The following is a 22,996-nucleotide window of genomic DNA, read 5'->3' as shown; positions in this document are numbered from 1 at the left end:
AATGTGTGGCGTTGATTAACCGATGATTAACCGAGGCTATTCTAGATTGAGTGTGGGTGGTATAGCGGCATAATCTGCAGTTAATCCACGGCACTTTTAATCACCCCATCTTTCATGAAGGGTTCACCATGCACGTACTGGTCTGTGAAGACGACGAACTGATCGCCAGCGGGATCGTGGCCGGCCTGACCGCCCAGGGTTTTACCGTGGAGCGTGTGGCCTCGGCCGGTGCCGCGCGCGCGATGCTCAGGGCGGCCACGTTCGACATCATGGTGCTCGACCTCGGCCTGCCGGACGAGGACGGCCTCAAGCTGTTGCAGCAACAGCGCAGCCAGGGCCTGGAAATTCCGGTGCTGATCCTCACCGCACGCGATTCGGTAACCAACCGTGTCGACGGCCTGCAAGCCGGCGCCGATGACTACCTGCTCAAACCCTTCGACCTGCGCGAACTCGCCGCCCGTCTGCAAACCCTGCTGCGTCGGGTGGCGGGGCGCAGCGTCAACCTGATCGAACATGGCCGCCTGGCCTACGACCCCAGCAGCCGCGAAACCTTCCTGGGCGGCGAGCCCGTTGACCTGTCGCGCCGCGAACAGGCGCTGCTGCAAGCCTTGCTGCACAACAAAGGCCGGGTGCTGTCCAGCGAACAGCTCAAGGACAGCGTCTACGGCTTCAATGACGAATTGGAAAGCAACGCCCTCAACGTGCATATCCACCACCTGCGGCGCAAATTGGGCAACGGCATCGTCGAGACCGTGCGCGGCCTGGGCTATCGCCTGGGCCCGGCGGACGGGGGCGAGGACGCATCGTGAAAAGCCTGCGCCTGCGCCTGACGTTCAAGCTGGGCGCCGCTTTTGTGTTGATCTGGGCGCTGGCGGCGGCCTGGATGCTCAACGACCTGCGTAACCAGATGATGTTCTCCCTCGACCAACGTCTGGTGGCGTCGGCGCGCATGGTGGCGGGGCTGACCGAGCAGATGCCGGGCCTGACCAGTGTGAGCGGCGGTGCGCATTTCCATGGGGCACAACTGAATGTGCCGGGGGGTATGGCGTGTCAGGTCAGTTCCTTGCGTGGCGAAGTGCTGGCGCGCAGTCATGCCACGCCGGATGAAGGCCTGGAGTCGCGCCAGAGTGGCTTTCGTGATCAGGTGATCGATGGTGTGAACTGGCGCAGTTTCACCCTGTCCCGTGGTGACCTGTTGATCACCACCGCCGACCGTCAGGTGGAGCGTGAGGCGTTGAACCTGTCGATCCTGCTGGCTGCTTCGGTGCCGGTCGGCGTGGCAATGCTTGGCTGCCTGTGCCTGCTGTGGTTGGGCATCGGCCAGAGCCTGCTGCCGCTCAACCGCATGCGTGACGCCTTGATGCGGCGCAGTGCCGATTCCCTGGAGCCTTTGCAGATCCACCCGCTGCCCAGCGAGCTCAAGCCGCTGCTCGACACCCAGAACCAACTGTTGCAACGCATCGCCAAGACCATCGAGCGTGAACGTCGCCTCACCGGCGACGCCGCCCACGAACTGCGCAGCCCGCTGACGGCGATCAAGACCCACCTGCAAGTCGCGCGCATGACCGACGGCGCAGCCCGCGACCAATCCTTGGCCCACGCCGAGGAGGGCGCTGACCGCCTGCATCGCACCCTGGAGCAATTGCTGCTGCTGGCGCGGGTGGAGGGCAACCTGTCATTTGACGATGGCATGCACTCCAGTGCCGAGGACGTCGCACGGCTGGCCATCCAGGATGCCAATGCCGGCGATAACGCGCGTATCGACCTGATCCTGCCGGACAATCTGTCCGCTACCCCGGTGGAAATGCCGGTGGGCCTGGCGGTCGCAGCCCTGCGCAATCTGCTGGACAACGCCCTGCGCCATACGCCTGCGGACACACGGGTGGAACTGCGCGTATTGATCGAGGCGGATAACGTGGTGTTCCGCGTGCGTGACCACGGCCAGCAGATTTCGCCGGAGGACCTGCAGTACCTGACCCAACGCTTCTGGCGCAATGGCAGCAGCGAAGGCTGCGGCCTGGGGCTGGCGATTGTTCAGGCGATCGTGCAGCGCTGCTCCTGCTCGCTGAAGTTCGACAGCCAGCCGGATGGCTTGCGCGTCGACCTGGGCATGCCGCTGCGGCGCTGATCACTTTTCTTTCAAGTGCCACATAGTTACCGCCCTCCTGAGGATCAAGCCTTCAGGATGGCGGTAATTTTTTGCGCTTGAACGGGCTGAACGACTCGGCCTGTATTGAAAAGGACGGTTCTTATGTTGGTCATCGATACAAGCTTCCCTGCCAAAGGTTTCAACGAACGCAACGGCGAGCCCGTGCGGCAGGTGATCCTGCATTACACCGCGGCACCTTTTGGCTCCTCCCTGCGCACCCTGACCCAGGATGGCGTGAGTGCGCACTACCTGCTGCCCGACCCCGGCGACCCCAGCTACCGCGCCGCAGGCTACGAAGAGTTGCGGGTGTTCCGGTTGGTGGAAGAGGACAAGCGCGCCTGGCATGCCGGGGTGAGCCATTGGGCGGGGCGCGACAACCTCAACGGCCGCTCGGTTGGCATCGAGATCGTCAACCTGGCACTGGATGACGGCGGTGTGTTCACCTTTCCCGCCTACGGTGAGGAACAAGTCGAGGTGTTGATTGCCCTGGTGCGCGACATTCTCGGACGTTATCCACAGATTGGGCCTACCGACATTCTCGGGCATTCGGACGTGGCGTTCAGCCGCAAGAGTGATCCAGGGCCGCGCCTGCCATGGCGGCGCTTGTATGACGCGGGGGTAGGGGCCTGGTTTGATGAAGCGTCCCAGGCGATGTATCAACGCCGCTTTTGCCTCGGTTTGCCGTCGGAAGTCGAGGTGGAGCGGGCGTTTCAGCGCTATGGGTATGCGCCGGCGAAGAATCGGCAGGGGTTTGAACAGCGCACGCGAGCGTTTCAGATGCACTTTCGTCCACGGGATTATCGTGGGTTTCTGGATGCTGAAACCTGCGCGATTCTTTATGCGTTGAATGAAAAGTACCAGGGGCTGTGCGGTTGACGGTTTTTCGCGACCGGAGGAGTAAATCCTCCTGACGCTGGTGCGTTTCCAGAACAGGAAATCCGTGCGCATGCCCCTTGGGCCAGACGCCAGCGGATCGGCAGTTTGGTCACCATCATCAGCGTATTGAGGGATCGAGAAATGTCAGTCGCCACCAGCCGTATCGAAGACGCCCAGGTGCATGAAACGCTCTACCAGTTCGACGAAACACCCTTGCTCGCCCGCCAGCGCCAGCAGGAGTCCAACGCCCGCAGCTACCCTCGGCGTATTCCCCTGGCGCTCAAACGCGCCAAGGGCCTCTATGTGGAAGACGTGGAAGGCCGCCGTTTCATTGACTGCCTGGCCGGTGCGGGCACCTTGGCGCTCGGGCATAACCACCCGGTGGTGATCGAGGCCATCCAGCAAGTGCTGGCCGATGAACTGCCACTGCACACGCTGGACCTGACCACACCGGTCAAGGACCAGTTCGTGCAGGACCTGTTCGGCCTGTTGCCGCCGGCATTGGCGCGGGAGGCGAAGATCCAGTTCTGCGGGCCCACCGGCACCGATGCGGTGGAAGCCGCGTTGAAGCTGGTGCGCACCGCCACCGGGCGCAGCACCGTGCTGTCCTTCCAGGGTGGTTACCACGGCATGAGCCAGGGCGCGTTGAGCCTGATGGGCAGCCTGGGGCCGAAGAAACCCTTGGGGGCCTTGCTCGGTAATGGCGTGCAGTTTTTGCCGTACCCCTACGACTACCGTTGCCCGTTTGGCTTGGGGGGCGCGGAAGGCGTGCGGGTCAACCTGCATTACCTGGAAAACCTGCTGAACGATCCCGAAGCGGGCGTGCTATTGCCGGCGGCGGTGATCGTCGAAGTGGTGCAGGGCGAGGGCGGTGTGATTCCGGCGGATCTCGACTGGCTGCGCGGCCTGCGCCGTATCACCGAGCAGGCGGGCGTGGCGTTGATCGTTGATGAAATTCAGAGTGGTTTTGGTCGCACCGGCAAGATGTTTGCGTTCGAACACGCCGGCATCATTCCGGATGTGGTGGTGATGTCCAAGGCCATCGGCGGCAGCTTGCCGTTGGCGGTGGTGGTGTATCGCGACTGGCTCGACACCTGGCTGCCGGGCGCCCACGCCGGGACCTTCCGGGGTAACCAGATGGCGATGGCGGCAGGCTCGGCGGTGATGCGCTACCTCAAGGATCACGACCTGGCCGGTCACGCTGCGGCCATGGGCGAACGCCTGGGCGAACACCTGCGCATCCTGCAACGCGACTTTCCACAGCTGGGCGATATTCGCGGTCGTGGGCTGATGCTGGGTGTGGAACTGGTAGACCCGAATGGCCCACTAGACATCCAGGGCCATCCACCTGTGCACCGCCAACTGGCGCCACTGGTGCAGCGTGAATGCCTCAAGCGCGGCTTGATCCTGGAACTCGGTGGCCGGCACGGCAGCGTGGTGCGTTTCCTGCCGCCGCTGGTAATTACTGCGGCTGAAGTCGACCAGGTGGCGGACATCTTCGGGCGCGCGTTGGCGGCGGCGGTCGCCGGCCTCTAATTTTTTGCACGCTTGGTACGTTTCTACAGATATCAGTGCTGCGCGCGGTGCGCAGCCAGTCTTTCAGCGATGGAGAACAGCAATGACCTCAGTATTTGACCGCGACGACATCCTGTTTCAGGTAGTGGTCAACCACGAAGAACAGTATTCCATCTGGCCCGACTACAAGGCCGTGCCAGAAGGCTGGCGCACCGTGGGCAAGAGCGGCCTGAAGAAAGAATGCCTGGCCTACATCGAAGAAGTCTGGACGGATATGCGTCCGTTGAGCTTGCGCCAGAAGATGGATGGGGCTGCGCTGACCAACTGATACACCTCGACCCAAATGTGGGAGCGGGCTTGCTCGCGAATGTGGAGTGTCAGTCAAAGATATTGTGACTGTTCCACCGCATTCGCGAGCAAGCCCGCTCCCACAGAAAAGCCCTACAGTGCCTGGTTGGCGTACAGATAATCCGTCGCCAACGACGCCAATGTCCTCACCCCTACCACCAGCGCCGACTCATCCACGAAGAACCCCGGATTGTGGTTCGGCGCCGCCTTGCTCATGTCTTGATCCCTGGGCGTCACCCCCAGGAACACAAACAGCCCCGGTGCCTCCTTGGCATAAAACGAGAAGTCCTCGGCACCGCCCACCAGTGGGCCCTGCACCACGTCGTCCTTGGCCGCCCAGCGCAGGCTCGGCAGCATTTTTTCGGTCAGCGCCGGATTGTTGATGGTGGGATCGTACTTCTCGATGATGGTGACTTCGGCCTTGGCGCCGCCGCTTTCGGCGATTTTTTCCACGGTCTGGCGTACGTCCGCATGCAGTTTCTGGCGGATGCCGTAGTCGTAGGAGCGAATGGTGCCGGTCATGTCCACCGACTCCGGAATGATGTTGTAGCGCGTGCCGCCATTGATGGTGCCGATACTCACCACCGACGGGAATGACGAGATATCGGTGCGACGACTCACCACGGTCTGCAGGCCGACAATAGTCTGTGCGCCCACGGTGATCGGGTCGATGCCATCCCAAGGGCGGCCGGCGTGGGTCTGCTTGCCGAGGATCTTGATGCGCAAATCGTCCGAGCTGGCCAGGGTCGGTCCCGGACGGTAGGCAATCTGGCCGGCGGGCACACCGGCCCACACGTGCAGGCCGAACACCGCGTCCGGCTTGGGCGCCTTCATCACGCCTTCCTGCACCATCATTTTGGCGCCCCAGGTGTTTTTGCCGTCGGGGATGAAATCGCTCGGGCCTTCCTCGGCCGGTTGGAAGTAGAACACCACGGTGCCCGGCAAGCGTTCGCGCATGCCGGTCAGGATTTTCGCGGTGCTCAGTAGGATAGCGACGTGGGCGTCGTGGCCGCAGGCGTGCATCACGTCGACTTCCTTGCCCAGGTAGGTGCCTTTGGCTTTGGAGGCGAAGGGCAGGTCGGCGACTTCCTTCACCGGCAGCGCATCCATGTCGGCGCGCAGGGCGACGGTAGGGCCGGGCAGGGCGCCTTTCAGTACGGCAACGACGCCCGTACGGGCGACGCCGGTTTTTACCTCAAGGCCCAGGTCGCGCAATTGTTTCGCGACCAGTTCGGCGGTGCGGGTTTCGGTGTTGCCCAGTTCCGGGTGGGCGTGGATGTCGCGTCGGGTTTCCAGCAGCGCCGGCTCAAGGGCTTTTGCCTGCGCGGCAATTTCCTCCCGGGCGCTGTCCTGGCCGCTGCTGGCGGCTATCACGGCACTGCTGGCGACCCCGCACAACATGCCAAAAATCCACGGGTGTGTCAGACCGGTTAAACGCATAAGGACCTCTCCTGAGTTTATTGTTGTTGATCTTTCTCCTGCACAGTGCCAGCGGTTACCACCTGCACGCTCAGGCGCGGCGTGGCCAGGTCCAGCCCGGCCTCGTCCAGATGGCGCTTGAGGGACAGGTTGAACGCCCGCGACACTTCCCACTGCTTGATCGGCGCGGTCTTGAAACGCGCGCGCAGAATCGCGCTGCCCGACTCGAAACTCTCCACGCCTTGAATCTCCAGCGGCGACCAGATATTGCGACGCTGCAGCGGGTCGTTGCGCATTTTCTGGCCGACATCGCGCATCAGTTTGATGGCATCGTCGATCTCCATGTTGTACGGGATCGCCACACGGAAGATCGCGTAGCCGAACTCCCGCGAGTAGTTCTTGATGCTCTTGATCTCGCTGAACGGAATGGTGTGCACGATACCGTCGATGTCACGCAGGCGCACGGTACGGATGGTCAGGCCTTCGACGGTGCCGAGGTGACCGCCGACGTCCACGTAGTCATCGATGGCCAAGGAGTCTTCGATGATGATGAACAGGCCGGTGATCAAGTCCGCTACCAGCGACTGCGCGCCGAAACCGATGGCCAGGCCGATCACACCGGCACCGGCCAACAGCGGCGTGACGTTCATGCCCATGTTCGCCAGAGCGACAATGGCGGCGATGATGAAAATGGTCACGAACAGCACGTTGCGGATCAGCGGCATCATGGTCTGCGCGCGAGCATTGGCCAGGCCTTTGCGCGAGCGGGTGAGGGCGTGATGGATCGCGGTGTCGCTGAGAATCCAGATCAACCAGGCAAACAGCAGGGTCCCGGCCAGGCCGAACAGCTTGACGCTGACTTCATGGCCATCGCCTTCGGTAAAGCGGATCAGCGACAGCCCCCACACCCGCAGGCCCAACTCGATAAACACCAGCCACACCACCAGGTGGGCCAGGGTGTAGACGAAGCTTTTCAGGCGCTCGGAGTACAGCGCATGACGCTTGTGCCCCCGTTGCGGCTTGAGGGCGTGACGGCGGACCAGGCCGTTGATCACCATGCACAGCACCAGCAGCACCGTACACAGCAGCGATTGGCGCAGTGCTGTGCTGGTATCGCCCGCCGAGACGAAGGTGGCGAATAGCGAAATACCCACCAACAGCAGCGCGGGGATGTACCAGAAGGAACCGATGATTTCGATGGTGTCGCTGAGGGCGCGACGTGTGAGGCGGCGTGACAGTGGCTGATTGCGGATCAGGTGGGCGATGGGTCGGCGGAAGCGCAGGATGAACACGCCAGTGGACAACGCCGCCATCACATTGGCGACAGTCGCGGCGGTATGGGACAAGTGTTGCCCCAGTGCTGCGACCAGTCGCGGGTCGCTTAAGGCTTCACCGAAGGCGGCAAAACTGCCGATCCACCACAGCGGGCGGAAAGCCTGGTGACGCAGAATGTACAACGCGCGATGGCGGTGCGGGCCGTCGAGTACCGAAAACGCAATCACGCAGATCGCCGAGAAACAGGTGCCCACCACCAACGCATAAGCCAATACCATCGCCAGGGATTTGCCCAGGGACGACGGCAGGGCGTAACTCAGGTACACCGTGATCACCAGGGCGATCAGCCACGGGCCGAGTTTACGCAGGGCAAAGCGCACCATGTCCCAGGTACGCGGGTGTTGCGGCAGTTCTTCGGGCAGACCGAAGCGTTCGCGCACGCGGTGGCTGAGCCAGATCAGCGCGGCGGCGAGCAGGCTCCACACGGCAAGGATCAGGGCAAAACCGAAAATGATCGGCAGCCATTCGTTGGCCGGCAATATCAGCGCACTGAGTTCTTCCTTGGCCTGGTCGACTTCATTGGACCAGCGTCCCAGCGGGCTGTCGGCTCCGGAGAACTGCGCTTCCAGGTTGGCCAGGGTCCCGCCGATCAACCCCAGCACGCCTTCTTCGGCGGCCGGCTGGGCTTTTTTCGTGGCTTCGCGCAGCTTTTTCAGGTCGCTTAGCAACTGGGTACGTTGCTGGTCGTTCTCCAGGGTCTTGATCACCTCGTCCAACGACTGCCCCAGCGGCACTTCGGCCTGGGGCTGGGTCTTGTTGGTGCTGCCGAGCAGGCCGGGCAAGCCCACGGCATGGGCAGGCGTCAGCGGTAGCAGCGTCAGCAGGGCGATCAAGCAATAGCAGGGCAGGGCAAACAGGCGGGAAAGCACGAGGCGGTCAACCTTGGAAACGACGAGTTGACCGAGTGTACGAGCGCAATCGTCATTCAGCCAGTTTTGCGAGGATCTTGTACACCACAGTGCCCAGGATCAGCAGCATGCCGATCCACATGCCAAATACGCCGAGGGGCTTGTCACGGAAGTTGAAACCCACGGCGAGCATGATCATGCCGATCAGGATCGGGATCAGCATGGCGTGGAAGGAGGACATGGAGATCATGGTTCGACAGCCTTGTCGGAGTGGGAATACTGACAAGTCTAGGTCGGATTGCAGGAAGTGGGGTTGATGTGTATCAGAAACACATCAACCCCATGCCACATCAGGGCAAGTCGTGACTCGCGTAGAACGCGCCCAGCACCTTCACCAGATGCGCCAGATCATGGCTGCCGCACAGCTCGCGAATGGAGTGCATGGCAAACGTCGGCAGGCCGATGTCCACGGTGCGCACGCCCAGGTGGCTGGCGGTGATCGGGCCGATGGTGGAGCCGCAACCCATGTCGCTGCGCACCACGAAGCTCTGCACCGGTACTTCCTGGGCCATGCACAGGTGGCGGAAGAACCCGGCGGTTTCGCTGTTGGTGGCGTAGCGCTGGTTGCTGTTGACCTTGATCACCGGGCCGGCGTTGAGCTTGGGGCCATGGTTGGCGTCATGCTTCTCGGCGTAGTTGGGGTGCACGCCGTGGGCGTTGTCCGCAGACACCAGCAGGGATTTCTGGATGGTGCGTACGAATTCATCCCCTTCCGGCAACAGGCGGCGCAGGGTCTGTTCCAGCATCGGGCCATCGGCACCGCACGCCGAGCAGGAGCCGACTTCTTCGTGGTCGTTGCACACCAGCACGCAGGTCTCTTCGCTGTCGCTGGTGAGCAAGGCTTGCAGGCCGGCGTAGCACGACAGCAGGTTGTCCAGCCGCGCGCCGGCGATGAAGTCGCCGTTCAGGCCGATGACCGCAGCGCTTTGGGTGTCATAGAAGCTCAGCTCGTAGTCGAGCACCACGTCGGCGTTCAAGCCATGTTCCCGTGCCAGCTGCTCGGTGAGCACGGCGCGGAAGTCCACGCGCTCGTCACCGGCAAATTGCGCGAGGATCGGCGGCAGCTCGGTCTGGGCATTGATCGCCCAACCTTGGTTGGCTTCACGGTTCAGGTGAATGGCCAGGTTGGGGATGATAGCGATGGGCAGCTTGAAGTCGATCAGTTGGCTTTCTACCTTGCCGTCGCGGCGGAAGGTCACGCGGCCGGCCAGGGACAGGTCGCGGTCGAACCACGGTGCCAGCAGTGCGCCGCCGTAGACTTCCACGCCCAGTTGCCAGAAACCCTGGCGTTGCAGCTCAGGTTGGGGCTTGACCCGCAGGCACGGGCTGTCGGTATGGGCGCCGACCAGACGGATACCACCCTGCAGCGGCGAATGGCGGCCGAGCTTGAAGGCGATGATCGACGAATCGTTGCGGGTCACGTAATAGCGACCGTTGGCCTCGGTGGTCCAGGTCTCGCGCTCGTCGAGACGCTGGTAACCGGCCGCTTCCAGGCGCTGGGCCAGGGCGGCAGTGGCATGAAAAGGAGTAGGGGAGGCCTTGAGGAAGTCGATCAGGCCTTGATTCAACGCTTCGCGCATAAATAGCTCCAGACAGCAGTGCCGCGAGTTTACCGTATTTATTCTTCAGAACGGCGCAGGGCACTCGAAACGCAAACGCTCGCCGCTTTGCGGATGGGTAAAGCTCAGCATGCTCGCATGCAGGCACAGACGCGGCCAGGCAGCCAGGGCTTGCTCATGGGCATACAGGCCATCACCCAGCAAGGGGTGGCCGATGGAGAGCATGTGCACGCGCAGTTGGTGCGAACGCCCGGTAATCGGCGTCAGCTCCACGCGGCACCAATCCCCACAGCGCTCCAGCACCTTCCAGAAGGTCAGCGCGTGCTTGCCGAATTCGTGGTCCACCACATGCCGTGGTTTGGTCGGCGGGTCGTAGCGCAGGGGCAGGTCGATGCTGCCGCTGTCCAGTTCCGGTTGGCCCCAGGCCAGGGCGGTGTAGGCCTTTTCGGTTTCGCGGTCGTGAAACTGGCGAGACAGTTCGCGGTGGGTGTCGGCGTCACGGGCCAGCAGGATGATGCCTGAGGTTTCCCAGTCCAGGCGATGCACGATGCGAGCTTCGGGGTAGCCGTTTTCCTGCAGGCGGGTGATCAGGCAGTCCTTGTTGTCGTCGGCGCGGCCAGGCACCGAGAGCAACAGGGTGGGCTTGTTCACCACTAGGACGGCATCGTCCTGATGCAAGATATGAATATTGGACAGCGGCATTAAACAGCCTCGTAACAAACGCCAACGGCGGCTCGCCCACCCGGCCCCCAAAAAGGGATCAGGGTGAACGAGCCGCCGTGGCGGCCGCCTGTTCGATCAACGATCAGGCAGGGTGATATTGAGTTCCAGAATCGAGCAGCTGCCGTCATTTTCCAGGGCGACATGCACGTCATCGTTGCCGATATTGACGTACTTGCGGATCACCTCGACCAGTTCCTTCTGCAAGGCTGGCAGGTAGTCCGGCGTGCTGCGTTGGCCGCGTTCGTGCGCCACGATGATCTGTAGACGCTCTTTCGCTACCGACGCGGTCGTAGGCTTTTTGTTGGCGCGAAAGAAGTCGAGAAATTTCATTGTTTAGTTGCCTCCAAAGATACGCTCGAAGAATCCCTTCTTCTTGACATCGAGGAAGCGATGTTCCACGGTCTTGCCCAGCAGGCGATCGACGGCATCGCTGTACGCCTGGCCGGCGTCGCTCTGGTCGTCAAGAATCACCGGAACACCCTGGTTGGAAGCCTTCAGGACCGCCTGGGATTCCGGAATCACGCCCAGCAGGGTCACTGCGAGGATTTCCTTCACGTCTTCAACACCGAGCATTTCGCCGTTGCTGACGCGCTCAGGGTTGTAGCGGGTGAGCAGCAAGTGCTCCTTGATCGGGTCCTGGCCTTCTTCGGCGCGCTTGGATTTGCTGGCCAGCAGGCCGAGCATGCGGTCCGAGTCACGTACGGAGGAGACTTCCGGGTTGGTCACGACGATGGCTTCATCTGCGAAGTACATGGCCAGGTGAGCACCGGTTTCGATACCGGCCGGCGAATCGCAGACCACGTATTCGAAGGTTTCCTTCAGCTCGGCCAGGACTTTGCCCACGCCTTCTTTGGTCAGCGCGTCTTTGTCACGGGTCTGGCTGGCAGCCAGCACGTACAAGTTCTCAAGGCGCTTGTCCTTGATCAGGGCCTGTTGCAGGTTGGCTTCGCCGTTGACCACGTTGACGAAGTCATACACCACGCGGCGTTCGCAGCCCATGATCAGGTCGAGGTTACGCAAGCCGACGTCGAAGTCGACAATAACTGTCTTGTGGCCGCGCAGCGCGAGACCGGTACCGATAGCGGCGCTGGTGGTGGTCTTACCCACACCACCCTTGCCGGATGTAACCACGAGAATCTTGGCCAAGGTGTTTCACCCCTAAGGAAGAAGGACGTTTCGGTCCCTGAAAAACATCTCTTGGAACTCGCTGCAGGCGGACAGCCTTGTAGGAAAAAATAATTCCTACATAAGTAATGCCGGTTTCGCTGTGCTATCAGAGTCTAGAGATGCTTGGAAAATGCGGCAGTATCCGTTAAAGACGGATGATGTTCAACACATCGCCCGACAGGTTGACCTGCACCGAAGCCCCCCACAGCGGATCACGGCGCAAATCTTCTGAAACCTTGTACTGGCCTGCGATGGACACTAGCTCAGCGGTCAACTGCTGGCAAAAAATACGGGCCTTGGTATCACCCTTGATGCCGGCGAGGGCACGTCCGCGCATCGGGCCGTATACATGGATGTTGCCATCGGCGAGAAGTTCCGCCCCTGGGCTGACCGAGGAGATCACCACCAGGTCGCCACCCTGGGCGTAAATCTGCTGCCCGCCGCGTACGGGCGAGGTGATGATCTTTGTAGGCTTGATCGTCGGCTCCGGTGGTTTTTCCGGTTTTTTCTTCTCTTCACCGACCAATGGTTCAAGCGGACGCTCGCGCGCACCGGACGGTGGCAATACTGGCAGTTCAATGGCGATCGCTGCAGCAATGTCTTCGATGCGGCTGGCGCGAATCGCCAGGGTACGCAGGCCATGAGAGCGGCATACGCGCATCAGGCCGGGCAGGTCGATGCTGCCCTGGCCGGCGGGCAATTTGTCCAGGGCCAGCACCAGCGGGGCATTGTTGAAAAAGTTGGGGGCCAGGGCGACCTTGGCGGCGAGCTGGCGGTCCAGGGCGTCAAGGTCGTTACGGGCGAGTTCCAGCACGGTGATGGCGAGCATGCTGCCTTTCAGCTGGAACACGGGATCTTGGTCTAGCGGTTCGGTTTGGCTCATGGTCGGCAAAAGCGGCTTGTCACGAAAAGTGTCGAGACTTATAACGAGAACACTCACCCGCCGCAAGCCGAGTCGAACCGTTGTAGAATGCGCGGCCCTTGTCTTTACCGGAATCTGTAATGGATCGCCCGCGTTTTCGAGCTGTATTTTTTCACCCGCGTTTCTGGCTGTTATGGCTGGGGCTCGGCCTGTTGTGGCTGGTCACCCAGCTGCCGTACCGCGCGCTGTTGACCATTGGTCGCCTGCTGGGTGCCGGCATGTACCGCGTGGCCGGCGAACGTCGCCGCATCGCCGCGCGCAACCTGGAACTGTGCTTCCCGGAAAAATCCGCCCAAGAGCGCAAACAACTGCTCAAGGAAAACTTTGCCTCCACCGGCATCGCCTTCTTTGAAATGGCCATGAGCTGGTGGTGGTCGCGCCAGCGCCTTGCACGCCTGGCCCACGTTGAGGGCCTGGAACACCTCAAGCAGGCCCAATTGGACGGCAAGGGCGTGATCCTCATGGCCCTGCATTTCACCACCCTGGAAATCGGCGCTGCGCTGTTGGGGCAGAAGCACACCATCGATGGCATGTACCGCGAGCACGGCAACCCGTTGTTCGACTACATCCAGCGCCGTGGCCGCGAGCGCCACAACCTCGATTCCCTGGCCGTGGAGCGTGAAGACGTGCGCGGCATGCTCAAGCTGCTGCGCGCCGGTCGCGCGATCTGGTACGCACCGGACCAGGACTACGGCGCCAAGCAAAGTCTCTTCGTGCCGCTGTTCGGCATCCAGGCCGCCACCGTGCCGGCCACCAGCAAGTTCGCCAAGCTGGGCAAGGCGTTGGTGGTGCCGTTTACTCAACAACGCCTGGCCGATGGCAGCGGTTATCGCCTGGTGATCCATCCGCCGCTCACCGACTTTCCCGGCGAGAGCGATGAAGCCGACTGCTTGCGCATCAACCAGTGGGTCGAAGCCTCGGTGCGTGAATGCCCCGAGCAATACCTGTGGACCCATCGCCGCTTCAAGAGCCGGCCGCCGGGTGAGCCTAAGCTGTACGAAAAACGCCGTCGATAAGACAGATATTTCCCCACATGGAGTGACGCAATGCGCCCAGCTGAACCGGTGACAGGCTTGATTCTTTCCGGCGGCGGGGCGCGAGCGGCGTATCAGGTGGGGGTGTTGGCGGCGATTGCCGAACTGTTGCCGCCGGGGGCGCCCAATCCGTTTCCGGTGATCGTCGGCACCTCGGCCGGTGCGATCAATGCAGTGAGCCTGGCCAGTGGCGCCACGGACTTCAGGGCCGCGATCCAACGCCTGACCGCCTTCTGGCAGGGCTTTCGCAGCCACCTGGTGCTGCGCAGTGATTGGCCGGGGGTGATTCGCCAGGCGAGCCGCTTCTTTATCCACAGTCTCCTCGGTCTTGGCGCGCAGGTGCCGGTGGCGCTGCTCAACAGCGCGCCGCTGAAGGCGCTGCTCAAAGACAAGCTGCACCTGGCCGGCATCGACGAAGCCATCCGCAACAAACATCTGCACGCGGTGGCAGTGACGGCCTTCGGTTACGAGTCCGGCCAGGCAGTGACCTTCTATCAGGGCGGTGGCACCATCGACGCCTGGTTGCGCCATCGCCGTATCGGCCTGCCCACCCAATTGACGGTTGAACACCTGCTGGCCAGCTCCGCGATTCCCTTGCTGTTCGCCCCGGTCAAACTCGACCAGGAATATTTCGGCGACGGCGCCGTGCGGCAGTCGGCGCCGATCAGTCCGGCGTTGCACCTGGGTGCCAGCCGTGTGCTGGTGGTTGGGGTCAGTGGCAACCCACGCGGCAATGAACCGGCGACGCAACGTACCTTTACCGGGCAAGAGCCGACGTTGGCACAGATCGGTGGGCACATGCTCAACAGTACGTTCATTGACAGCCTGGAAAGCGATATCGAGTTGCTGGAGCGCTTGAATCAGTTCAGCCATGCCGCGCCTGGCGTGGCGGCGGTAGAAGTGCTGGTGATTGCGCCCAGCCAGCCGATCGACGAAATCGCAGCGCGGCACCGTCAGGAATTGCCCGCGGCATTGCGCTTGTTCTTGCGTGGGCCGGGGGCGACCAAGACGAGTGGGGCGGGGGTCTTGAGTTACTTGCTGTTCGAGGCGGGGTATTGCAGCGAGTTGATCGAGTTGGGGCGGCGCGACGCGTTGGCCAAGCGCGAGGAATTGTCGAAATTCCTCGGCCTGGCCTGACGGTCAGAAGTGATACTTGACCAGGAAGCTCGCGGTGTCCTGGTTAGTCTTGAACGCGCCCGAATCTTCGATCCCGTACTTGTTCTTCCAGTAGTCGTATTCGAAGCCGACATACAGCTGTTTGTCGCCCCAATGCAGCGCTTTACCCAGGTCATATTTGACCTGCGGGTTGAAGTGCAGGTTGGCGTGGTAAGTGCCACGGGCGTTCTTGTCGTTGTCCGTGACCCAGTCCATGAAGCCGTCGATCAACACGTCGGAGTTGCCCACGGGGATGGTGTAGGACCAGACCGGAGTAATCTGCCAGACGCCGTCACCCGGACGATTGCCTTCGGTCTGGCGCTGGTAGAAGTTCAGCTGGAAGTAGTCGAAGCCGGGGATGTTCAGGTCAAAGCCTGGGCCGAGCAGGTACGACTCGTTATCGCCTTCGCCAAACTCATAAGTGAATGCCAGCAGCACGTCTTTGATCGGGCCGAACGACAGGTCTTTATCAAAGATCTTGCCGAACGACAGGCGCGGGCTTATTTCACCGTAATAAGTACTGGGGCCGACGTTGCCGTCTTCCTTGCCGTTGTAAAAGATGCGGTCGACGAAGATAAAGTTGTCACCGTACTTCCACGCATCGGCATGTTCGAACGTGACGGTTTGCTGGATCTGCGGGTTGACGGTAAAGCTCTTGCCCCACAGGTAAGTCAGGCTGTTGTTCTGCCACTGCAACAGGTCACCGGCCACGGCTTGGCCACCGGCCAGCAGGGATCCCGCCAGCGCCAGGCCTTTGAACATAGGTTTCATTCGGTTGCTCCCGAGTTAAAGTTTTATGGTTTTTCTTCTACGCAGGCGCTCTGGTGTGGCGCCTTTTGGTTCGCTGCAAAAATCGTCTGTTCGGTCAGCTTTAGTGCTTTTAGCAAGAGCTGCGCCAAGGTGTTTAAAAAGCCAAAAAATCCCCGTCGGCTGCATCGGATGCAGTCGAATTCAGAGGACTTTTGCGCACTTTGGCCGCAGACATAAGGCCGGGATAAGTTGGCCTTGCAGTCAGCTTTTACATTCGCTGTTTTTTTTTGAGTCGATTCGAGCGGGCGCGGAGAATACTGGCTCTTATGCCGTGGCTCAAGTGCGCTGTTAAAGCGCGCGTGGGGCGAGAATGGGGCACGGCTTGTGGCCGGCCCCAGGTGAAGGGTGTGCATGTGGTTATTCCCGTTTCGTTATTGTTTTTGTTTGAACGAAGGAATCAATGCGTATGAGCGACTTCAGGGCGTTCAGCGCCACCCAGGATGTTGAACAGGATATTCAGCGACAACGCGCTGAGCGTGGCCATGGCGATGCCACTGTGGGTAATCGGGCTCATCCACAGCGGTAGTTGCGCGAAGAACTCCGGGCGCACCACGGGGATCAGACCCATGCCGATACTCACTGCCACCAGCAACTGGTTGCGACGGTCGGCGATGTCGGCTTCCTGCAGGATCTTGATCCCGGTCGCCGCCACCATGCCAAACATGGCGATGGCCGCGCCGCCCAGCACCGCCGGTGGTATCGACGCCACCAGGTAGGCGGCCTTGGGCAACAGGCTCAGCACAATCAGGAAGACCCCGGCCATGATCGACACCGAGCGGCAACGCACACCGGTCATCTGCACCAGGCCGATGTTCTGGGCGAACGAGGAGTGGGTGAAGGTGTTGAAGAAACCCGCGAAGAACGACGCGCCGGCATCACACAGCAGGCCACGGCGCAGCATCTTCGGCGTGACCTCCTGACCGGTGATCTTGCCCAGGGCGAGAAACATTCCGGTGGACTCGACAAAGATGATCACCACTACCAGGCACATCGACAGGATCGGCGCCAACTCGAACTTGGGCATGCCGAAGTGCAGCGGCGTCACCACCTGCACCCACGGCGCCACTGCCAGACCACTCAGGTCGACCATGCCGAGCGCACCGCACAAGGCGTAGCCCAGGCCCATGCCGATCAGCACCGAGATATTCACCCAGAAGCCGCGCATGAAGCGGTTGATCAGCAGGATGGTGGCGAGTACCAGTGCGGCAATTGCCAGGTAGATGGGTGAGCCGAATGTGGCGGCGGCACTGCCGCCTCCGGCCCAGTTCACGGCCACCGGAAACAGCGACAGGCCAATCGCGGTGATCACCGTGCCGGTCACCAGTGGCGGGAAAAAGCGCACGACCTTGGACATGAAGGGCGCGATGAGCATGCCGAAGAACCCGGCGGCGATGGTCGCACCGAAGATTCCCTGCAAGCCGATGCCCGGCATGCCGGCCATCGCGACCATGCTGCCGACGGCGGCGAAGCTGGCGCCCATCATCACCGGCATGCGAATGCCCACCGGGCCGATGCCGAACGACTGCACCATGGTGGCGATACCGGCCACCAGCAGGTCGGCGTTGATCAGGAATGCGATTTCTTCACGGCTCAAGCCGGCGGCCTGGCCAATGATCAGGGGCACGGCGACGGCGCCGCCGTACATCAGCAAGACGTGTTGCAGGCCTACCAGAATCAGTTGCAAGAGGGGCAGCCGCACCATGGCGGGCGCGGCAGGAATCTGCGGTTCGGCTAACTCGGTCATGCAACACCTCGGATCTTTTTTATTTTTGTTGTTTCAACAATTGTGTAGCGGGAAGCTTTTGTAGTGAGCGGGCTTGCCCCCCAGCGCGGGGCAAGCCCGCTCACTACAGGACGTCGTTAATTAGTACGGGCTCCTTGGTTGATCCAGGTGCCGATCAAATCCCGTTCCTGCTGGGTCATCTGGGTGATGTTGCCCAACGGCATGATCTGGCTCGCCACGGCCTGCGCTTGAATACGCGCGGCCTGTTGCTGGATCTGGGCCGGTGTATCGAACATCACTCCGGCCGGCGCGGTGCTGAACAGCGGGCTGGTGGGCTTGGCCGAATGGCACACGGTGCAGCGCTGCTCGATCACGCTGTGTACCTGGCCGAAATCCGTGCTGGCCTGGGCCGGTGCCGGTTCAGCCGCAGGAGCGGCGGGTGCGGCAGGCGCAGCAGGTTTCAAGCCACCGCCCAACGCCGTTTCCGGCAATGGCTGATACTCGATGGCCGCCGGCGCCTTGGCCACTTCCGGAGCGGTCGACACCGGTTTTGGTCCGGTGACGTAGGCCAGGCTGATCATCGCCAACGCGCCTACTGGCAAGGTCCACGCGTACTTCTGGCTGTTGTGACGGGTGTTGAAATAATGCCGTACCAACACCGCCGCCACCGCGATACCGGCCAGGATCAGCCAGTTGTATTGGCTGCCGTAGGTGCTCGGGAAGTGGTTGCTGATCATGATGAACAGCACCGGCAAGGTGAAGTAGTTGTTGTGACGCGAACGCAGCAAGCCCTTGGCCGGCAGTGCCGGGTCCGGCGTGCGGTTCTCCGCGATCGCCGCCACCAACGCGCGTTGCGCCGGCATGATGATGCGGAACACGTTACCGACCATGATGGTGCCGATCACTGCACCCACGTGCAGGTAGGCGCCACGGCCGCTGAACACTTTGCTGAAGCCGTACGCGGCGGCAATCAACAGCACGAACAGGATGAAACCGAGCAGGGCAGGGCGCTTGCCCAGGGCCGAGTCGCAGAGGAAGGAGTAGATGAACCAGCCGGCGAACAGTGAGCCAATGCCCAGCAACACGCCTTCCGGACCACTGAGGTTGCTGCCCGGAGCCAGCAGGTACAAGGTCGGGTTCCAGTAGAACACCACGCACAGCAGCGCAATGCCCGACATCCAGGTGAAGTAGGCTTCCCATTTGAACCAGTGCAGGTTGTCCGGCATGGTTGGCGGGGCCAGTTTGTATTTTTCCAGGTGGTAGATACCGCCACCGTGGATCGCCCACAAGTCACCGGCCAGGCCGCTCTTGGGATTGACGCGATTGAGGTTGTTTTCCAGCCAGACGAAGTAGAAAGAAGCGCCGATCCACGCGACGCCCGTGATCATGTGAACCCAGCGCACGCTCAGGTTCAGCCATTCCATCAAATGTGCTTCCACAGTCTTTACCTCTCGCCTGTCACCCTTGTTGTCGGGTGATCAGACCTTCTCTTATTGGTGGGGGGCGAGGATCAACCGCTCATCCTCTTTGAAAAAATGCTCATCGCAGTTATTGCCTGTGCCACTGCGATCAACCACCAGGAAGTCATCCCGCTTTTCGATCGTCAGCACCGGGTGGTGCCAGACGCCGCGATGGTAATTAATGCCCTGCCTGCCGTTGGTGACGAAGGCGCGGACCAAGCCCGATACAGGTTCATCGCCAAGTGGCGCGACCACGATCAGAAAGGGGTTGCCGAGCAGCGGTATGAAAGCCTGGCTGCCCAGCGGGTGTCGTTCCAGCATGCACACGGTCAGCGGCATGTCCTGCGCGTCGGCGCGGAAGATGCTGATGATGGCGTTGTCCTCAGGCTTGGCGGTGTCCACCGTGGCCAGTTTGTGGAAGCGCATGGTCGACCCGTTGTTGATCATGAAGTGATCGCTGCCATCGGTTTCGATAACGTCTCCGAAAGGGGCGAAGGCTTCTTTGGTCAGGGGTTCGATCATCAGTGTGCGCATGGCTGTCTTCTTATCCGAATTTTGTGTTGTTAGTTCTGACGCCTTCGCGAGCAAGCCCGCTCCCACATTTGGAATGCATTCCCCTGTGGGAGCTGGCTTGCCTGCGATCGGGTTCACCGCTTACTTGGCGACCTTGCCCAGGACCCGCAGGCGGCTCACACCGCCATCCGGGAACACATTCAAGCGGATGTGGGTAATCGGCCCCAGTGCCTTGATCTGCTCTGCGAAGGTGTGTTCAGCGTGCATTTCCAGCTTCTGCGCCGGCAGCAGTTCGCGCCAGAACAGCGATTGGGTTTCGATCTGGCTGTCGGTGCCGCCTTTCACGAAAGCGCCCTGGATCGAGCAGGTGTCCGGGTAGTTGCCCTTGAAGTGCAGGGTGTCGACGATGATTTTCTCGATCTCGCCCGGATGGCCCAGGGCGACAATCACCCAGTCATTGCCTGGTGTACGACGACGCGCGGTTTCCCAGCCGTCGCCCATGTTGATGCCACGGCCTGGGTTGAGGATGTTGCTCATGCGCCCGAAGTGTTCATCGGAGCACGCCAGGGCGCGACCACCGTTGAGTGCAGCAGCCAGGTCGATCTGTTCGTTGTCGCCCACCGAGGACCAATCGCGGAACGGCACGCCGTACACGCGCAGACGGGCCACGCCGCCATCCGGGTAGATGTTGAAACGCAGGTGGCTGAACGCCTGGTCGTTGTTGATCTCGTGGTAGTGGTGGCTGTTGCCTTGCAGCTCGACGGCCGACAGCACTTCCACCCACTGGGTGTTGTCATCCGGCTCGCCCGAAGCCAGGAAGCAAGCTTCCAGGGAAGCCGACGGCGGGAAGTTGCCGGTGAAGAATGAAGTGTCGATGTCCACGCCTTTGATGCTGCCCGGCACACCCAGGCGGATCACCGCGCTGTCGTAGCCTTCGAAGCGCTTGCGGCGCGACTCCCAGCCGTCCATCCACTTGCCGTTATCATCGAAAACGCCCTCCTTCCACACAGCCGGGGTCGGCTGGAACAGGCGGTTGGCGTCGGCGAACCAGTCATCGGTGACGGAGATGATCTTGGTGCCCAGGCGGGCGTCGGCCAGGTTGACGAACTTCTCGAAAGGTACGGCGTAAGCTTTCATTCTTCTTGTCTGCCTTAGATAGAGTGGCTGGGGATGGTCGTTTAGAGGGTCAGTAATCGGAACAACGCGATCTTGTTGATCTCGGCCAGTGCGCACTTGAACTCGGTGTCCACCGAGTTGTGGATGCGCGTTTCGAACGCGGCCAGGATCTGATGCCGGTTGCTGCCTTTTACCGCCATGATGAAGGGAAACTTGAACTTGGCCTTGTAGGCATCGTTCAGCTCGGTGAAGCGAGAAAACTCTTCGGCCGTGCATTGGTGAATCCCCGCGCCAGCCTGTTCATCAGTGCTGGCTTGGGTGAGTTGGCCCTGGACGGCGGCTTTGCCGGCCAGGTCCGGGTGAGCGTTGATCAGCGCCAGTTGACGGGTGTGATCAGCACTCAACAGGATGTCGCTCATGCGCTGGTGCAGGGTTTCGATCTGGTCGATCGAAGCATCCTGGCCCAGGTCGAAGGCCTTTTCGGCCACCCATGGCGAATGTTCGTAGATATCGGCGAAGGCGTTGACGAATTCGTCGCGGCTCAGGGTCGAGGGTTTCAGGGTCTGGAACGCAGTCATTTGGCGGCTCCCTTGAACGGGTGGGTGTCATGCCAGTGACGGGCAATGTCCACGCGGCGAGTGAACCACACCTGTTCGTGACCTTTGACGTATTCAATGAAGCGCTTTAACGAGGCCAGGCGTGCCGGGCGGCCGATCAGGCGGCAGTGCAGGCCGATGGAGAGCATTTTCGGGGCATCCAAGCCTTCGGCGTAGAGCACGTCGAACGCGTCTTTGAGGTACTCGAAAAAGTCATCGCCTTTGTTGAAACCCTGCACCTGGGTGAAGCGCATGTCGTTGGTGTCCAGGGTGTAGGGGATCACCAAATGCGGCTTGCCGGTGGGGTTGTTGGGTTCCCAGTAGGGCAGGTCGTCGTCGTAGGTGTCGCAGTCATAGAGAAAGCCGCCTTCCTCCATCACCAGCCGCCGGGTGTTGGGGCCGGTGCGGCCGGTGTACCAGCCCAGTGGGCGTTCGCCGGTCAGCTCGGTGAGGATGCGGATGGCTTCGAGCATGTGCTCGCGTTCCTGGGCCTCGTCCATGTACTGGTAGTCGATCCAGCGGTAGCCGTGACTGCAGATCTCATGGCCAGCCTCGACCATTGCACGGATTACATCCGGGTGACGCTGGGCGGCCATGGCCACGGCGAAGATGGTCAGCGGGATATCGAATTCTTTAAACAGCTTGAGGATGCGCCACACGCCGGCACGGCTGCCGTATTCGTACAGCGACTCCATGCTCATGTTGCGTGCGCCTTGCAGCGGCTGGGCCGAGACCATTTCCGACAGGAAGGCTTCAGATTCTTTGTCGCCGTGCAGGATATTGCGCTCGCCACCTTCTTCGTAGTTGAGTACGAAAGACAGCGCAATGCGCGCCTTGCCCGGCCAGTGGGGGTGAGGAGGGTTACTGCCGTAACCGATCAGGTCGCGTGGGTAGTCAGCGCTCACTGCAGTCTTCCTTCTTGTTCGTCGTGTTAGCGATGAGTGATTGTATACAACTTATCGCGCACTTTGTAAGCCTACATTTCTGCATTTTTTCTGCAGGACTCTGGACGAATGGTGTAGCAAGAAACTTGCCTGGTTGGTCAGCTAATGGACAAAAGGTCGTTTAAAAGCAAGGTTAACGGGTCAATTGCCCTGCTGAGCAATGGCGGTAAGCTGATCCAAAGGTTTGTGATTTTTATTGTGTACAATTTTTTTAAAAAGTGTCTTAATCAGCCATCGCCGGCTTTTTCGCTGCCCTGAAAAAGTGCGGATCACTCTTCTACTGACTACGGGAGGCGCGTAGACGCCATGGGACGCTTGACCACACACGTTTTGGACGCCGCACACGGCTGCCCCGGCAGCGCGATCAAGGTTGAGCTGTATCGCGTTGAAGGCGCGCAGCTGGAACTGGTCGCCACTACGCTGACCAACAGCGACGGCCGCTGCGACGCGCCCTTGTTGCAAGGCGATGATTACCGCAGTGGTGTGTACCAACTGCAATTCAGCGCCGGCGACTACTACCGTACCCGTGGTGTGCAACTGCCTGAACCGGCCTTCCTGGATGTAGTGGTTCTGCGCTTCGGCATCAGCGCCGAACAGGATCACTACCACGTCCCACTCCTGATTTCGCCCTACAGCTACTCCACCTATCGCGGTAGCTAGCGTCACCTCGCTTCACACCCCCAAAGCTCTTCGTTGGTTTTTCGCCCGCCCACACTGCGGGCTT

24 protein-coding genes are annotated in these 22,996 nt (G+C 61.1%); 8 read left to right on the top strand and 16 right to left on the bottom strand.

Annotated elements, in window-relative coordinates:
* The first annotated feature begins 128 nt into the window (after window positions 1-128).
* The 5 genes from ACP7EW_RS04555 to ACP7EW_RS04535 all read left to right on the top strand — a co-directional run bounded on the left by ACP7EW_RS04555 (window position 129) and on the right by ACP7EW_RS04535 (window position 4,868).
* Entirely contained in the window at window positions 129-809 is a 681-nt protein-coding gene (locus ACP7EW_RS04555; protein ID WP_010208813.1) for a response regulator, read from the top strand.
* Window positions 806-2,128, top strand: a complete 1,323-nt coding sequence (locus tag ACP7EW_RS04550) for an ATP-binding protein (protein ID WP_426215596.1) — start codon at window positions 806-808, stop codon at window positions 2,126-2,128. The genes ACP7EW_RS04555 and ACP7EW_RS04550 overlap by 4 nt, the downstream gene beginning before the upstream one ends.
* Before the next feature lie 123 nt (window positions 2,129-2,251).
* Complete coding sequence (locus tag ACP7EW_RS04545) at window positions 2,252-3,025, top strand: N-acetylmuramoyl-L-alanine amidase (protein ID WP_426215594.1); 774 nt, start codon at window positions 2,252-2,254, stop codon at window positions 3,023-3,025.
* Window positions 3,026-3,166: 141 nt separating this feature from the next.
* Window positions 3,167-4,561, top strand: coding sequence for an aspartate aminotransferase family protein (locus ACP7EW_RS04540; RefSeq protein ID WP_426215592.1), 1,395 nt, complete (start codon window positions 3,167-3,169; stop codon window positions 4,559-4,561).
* An 82-nt stretch (window positions 4,562-4,643) separates the two neighbouring features.
* Window positions 4,644-4,868 carry an MbtH family protein gene (locus ACP7EW_RS04535; RefSeq protein WP_426215590.1) on the top strand — a complete coding sequence of 75 codons (225 nt, stop codon included), beginning with the start codon at window positions 4,644-4,646 and terminating at the stop codon, window positions 4,866-4,868.
* Between the two features lie 113 nt (window positions 4,869-4,981).
* Here ACP7EW_RS04535 and ACP7EW_RS04530 read toward each other — a convergent pair whose 3' ends face one another.
* The 8 genes from ACP7EW_RS04530 to minC all read right to left on the bottom strand — a co-directional run bounded on the left by ACP7EW_RS04530 (window position 4,982) and on the right by minC (window position 12,882).
* Window positions 4,982-6,328 carry an amidohydrolase gene (locus ACP7EW_RS04530; RefSeq protein ID WP_426215588.1) on the bottom strand — a complete coding sequence of 449 codons (1,347 nt, stop codon included), beginning with the start codon at window positions 6,326-6,328 and terminating at the stop codon, window positions 4,982-4,984.
* A 17-nt stretch (window positions 6,329-6,345) separates the two neighbouring features.
* The gene (locus ACP7EW_RS04525) at window positions 6,346-8,511 is read right to left on the bottom strand and encodes a mechanosensitive ion channel family protein (protein WP_426215586.1); all 2,166 of its coding nucleotides are present in this window, start codon (window positions 8,509-8,511) and stop codon (window positions 6,346-6,348) included.
* Window positions 8,512-8,563: 52 nt separating this feature from the next.
* Window positions 8,564-8,740 carry a hypothetical protein gene (locus ACP7EW_RS04520; protein WP_010208820.1) on the bottom strand — a complete coding sequence of 59 codons (177 nt, stop codon included), beginning with the start codon at window positions 8,738-8,740 and terminating at the stop codon, window positions 8,564-8,566.
* A gap of 100 nt (window positions 8,741-8,840) precedes the next feature.
* Window positions 8,841-10,130, bottom strand: a complete 1,290-nt coding sequence (locus ACP7EW_RS04515) for a M18 family aminopeptidase (protein WP_025854984.1) — start codon at window positions 10,128-10,130, stop codon at window positions 8,841-8,843.
* 45 nt (window positions 10,131-10,175) lie between these two features.
* The gene (locus ACP7EW_RS04510; protein WP_005789965.1) at window positions 10,176-10,811 is read right to left on the bottom strand and encodes an RluA family pseudouridine synthase; all 636 of its coding nucleotides are present in this window, start codon (window positions 10,809-10,811) and stop codon (window positions 10,176-10,178) included.
* Between the two features lie 96 nt (window positions 10,812-10,907).
* The gene (gene minE, locus ACP7EW_RS04505; RefSeq protein WP_010208824.1) at window positions 10,908-11,162 is read right to left on the bottom strand and encodes a cell division topological specificity factor MinE; all 255 of its coding nucleotides are present in this window, start codon (window positions 11,160-11,162) and stop codon (window positions 10,908-10,910) included.
* Window positions 11,163-11,165: 3 nt separating this feature from the next.
* Window positions 11,166-11,978, bottom strand: a complete 813-nt coding sequence (gene minD / locus ACP7EW_RS04500; RefSeq protein WP_003175251.1) for a septum site-determining protein MinD — start codon at window positions 11,976-11,978, stop codon at window positions 11,166-11,168.
* 166 nt (window positions 11,979-12,144) lie between these two features.
* On the bottom strand, window positions 12,145-12,882 hold the full coding sequence (gene minC / locus ACP7EW_RS04495) for a septum site-determining protein MinC (protein WP_010208827.1): 738 nt from the start codon (window positions 12,880-12,882) through the stop codon (window positions 12,145-12,147).
* Between the two features lie 119 nt (window positions 12,883-13,001).
* On the opposite strand from minC, the gene ACP7EW_RS04490 reads away from it, so the two are divergent.
* Both ACP7EW_RS04490 and ACP7EW_RS04485 read left to right on the top strand, forming a co-directional pair.
* The gene (locus ACP7EW_RS04490) at window positions 13,002-13,937 is read left to right on the top strand and encodes a lipid A biosynthesis lauroyl acyltransferase (protein WP_038841734.1); all 936 of its coding nucleotides are present in this window, start codon (window positions 13,002-13,004) and stop codon (window positions 13,935-13,937) included.
* A 30-nt stretch (window positions 13,938-13,967) separates the two neighbouring features.
* Window positions 13,968-15,092, top strand: a complete 1,125-nt coding sequence (locus tag ACP7EW_RS04485) for a patatin-like phospholipase family protein (RefSeq protein WP_426215582.1) — start codon at window positions 13,968-13,970, stop codon at window positions 15,090-15,092.
* 3 nt (window positions 15,093-15,095) lie between these two features.
* Here ACP7EW_RS04485 and ACP7EW_RS04480 read toward each other — a convergent pair whose 3' ends face one another.
* From ACP7EW_RS04480 to puuE, 8 genes are all read right to left on the bottom strand, one after another.
* Window positions 15,096-15,881 (bottom strand): outer membrane protein OmpK, encoded by a 786-nt coding sequence (locus ACP7EW_RS04480; protein WP_426215580.1) that lies wholly within the window; start codon window positions 15,879-15,881, stop codon window positions 15,096-15,098.
* A 23-nt stretch (window positions 15,882-15,904) separates the two neighbouring features.
* The gene (locus ACP7EW_RS04475) at window positions 15,905-16,273 is read right to left on the bottom strand and encodes a hypothetical protein (RefSeq protein ID WP_426215579.1); all 369 of its coding nucleotides are present in this window, start codon (window positions 16,271-16,273) and stop codon (window positions 15,905-15,907) included.
* A 44-nt stretch (window positions 16,274-16,317) separates the two neighbouring features.
* Complete coding sequence (locus ACP7EW_RS04470) at window positions 16,318-17,664, bottom strand: nucleobase:cation symporter-2 family protein (protein ID WP_426215577.1); 1,347 nt, start codon at window positions 17,662-17,664, stop codon at window positions 16,318-16,320.
* A 116-nt stretch (window positions 17,665-17,780) separates the two neighbouring features.
* On the bottom strand, window positions 17,781-19,082 hold the full coding sequence (locus ACP7EW_RS04465; protein ID WP_426215575.1) for a urate hydroxylase PuuD: 1,302 nt from the start codon (window positions 19,080-19,082) through the stop codon (window positions 17,781-17,783).
* 51 nt (window positions 19,083-19,133) lie between these two features.
* Window positions 19,134-19,637 (bottom strand): ureidoglycolate lyase, encoded by a 504-nt coding sequence (locus ACP7EW_RS04460; protein ID WP_426215573.1) that lies wholly within the window; start codon window positions 19,635-19,637, stop codon window positions 19,134-19,136.
* 120 nt (window positions 19,638-19,757) lie between these two features.
* Window positions 19,758-20,753 carry an allantoicase gene (gene alc / locus ACP7EW_RS04455; protein WP_426215571.1) on the bottom strand — a complete coding sequence of 332 codons (996 nt, stop codon included), beginning with the start codon at window positions 20,751-20,753 and terminating at the stop codon, window positions 19,758-19,760.
* Between the two features lie 41 nt (window positions 20,754-20,794).
* Window positions 20,795-21,310: a 2-oxo-4-hydroxy-4-carboxy-5-ureidoimidazoline decarboxylase gene (uraD, locus tag ACP7EW_RS04450; protein ID WP_426215569.1), complete on the bottom strand. Its 516-nt coding sequence runs from the start codon at window positions 21,308-21,310 to the stop codon at window positions 20,795-20,797.
* Window positions 21,307-22,233: an allantoinase PuuE gene (gene puuE, locus ACP7EW_RS04445; protein ID WP_033900854.1), complete on the bottom strand. Its 927-nt coding sequence runs from the start codon at window positions 22,231-22,233 to the stop codon at window positions 21,307-21,309. Before puuE ends, uraD begins: the two co-directional genes overlap by 4 nt.
* A 345-nt stretch (window positions 22,234-22,578) precedes the next feature.
* On the opposite strand from puuE, the gene uraH reads away from it, so the two are divergent.
* Window positions 22,579-22,932, top strand: coding sequence for a hydroxyisourate hydrolase (gene uraH / locus ACP7EW_RS04440; RefSeq protein ID WP_426215566.1), 354 nt, complete (start codon window positions 22,579-22,581; stop codon window positions 22,930-22,932).
* Window positions 22,933-22,996: the final 64 nt, after the last annotated feature.

This window comes from Pseudomonas sp. DWRC2-2 (assembly GCF_049897885.1).
GTDB lineage: Bacteria > Pseudomonadota > Gammaproteobacteria > Pseudomonadales > Pseudomonadaceae > Aquipseudomonas > Aquipseudomonas azotoformans_A.
The sequence above is the reverse complement of the archived record's forward strand: the minus strand, read 5'-3'. Positions and strand labels throughout refer to the sequence as shown.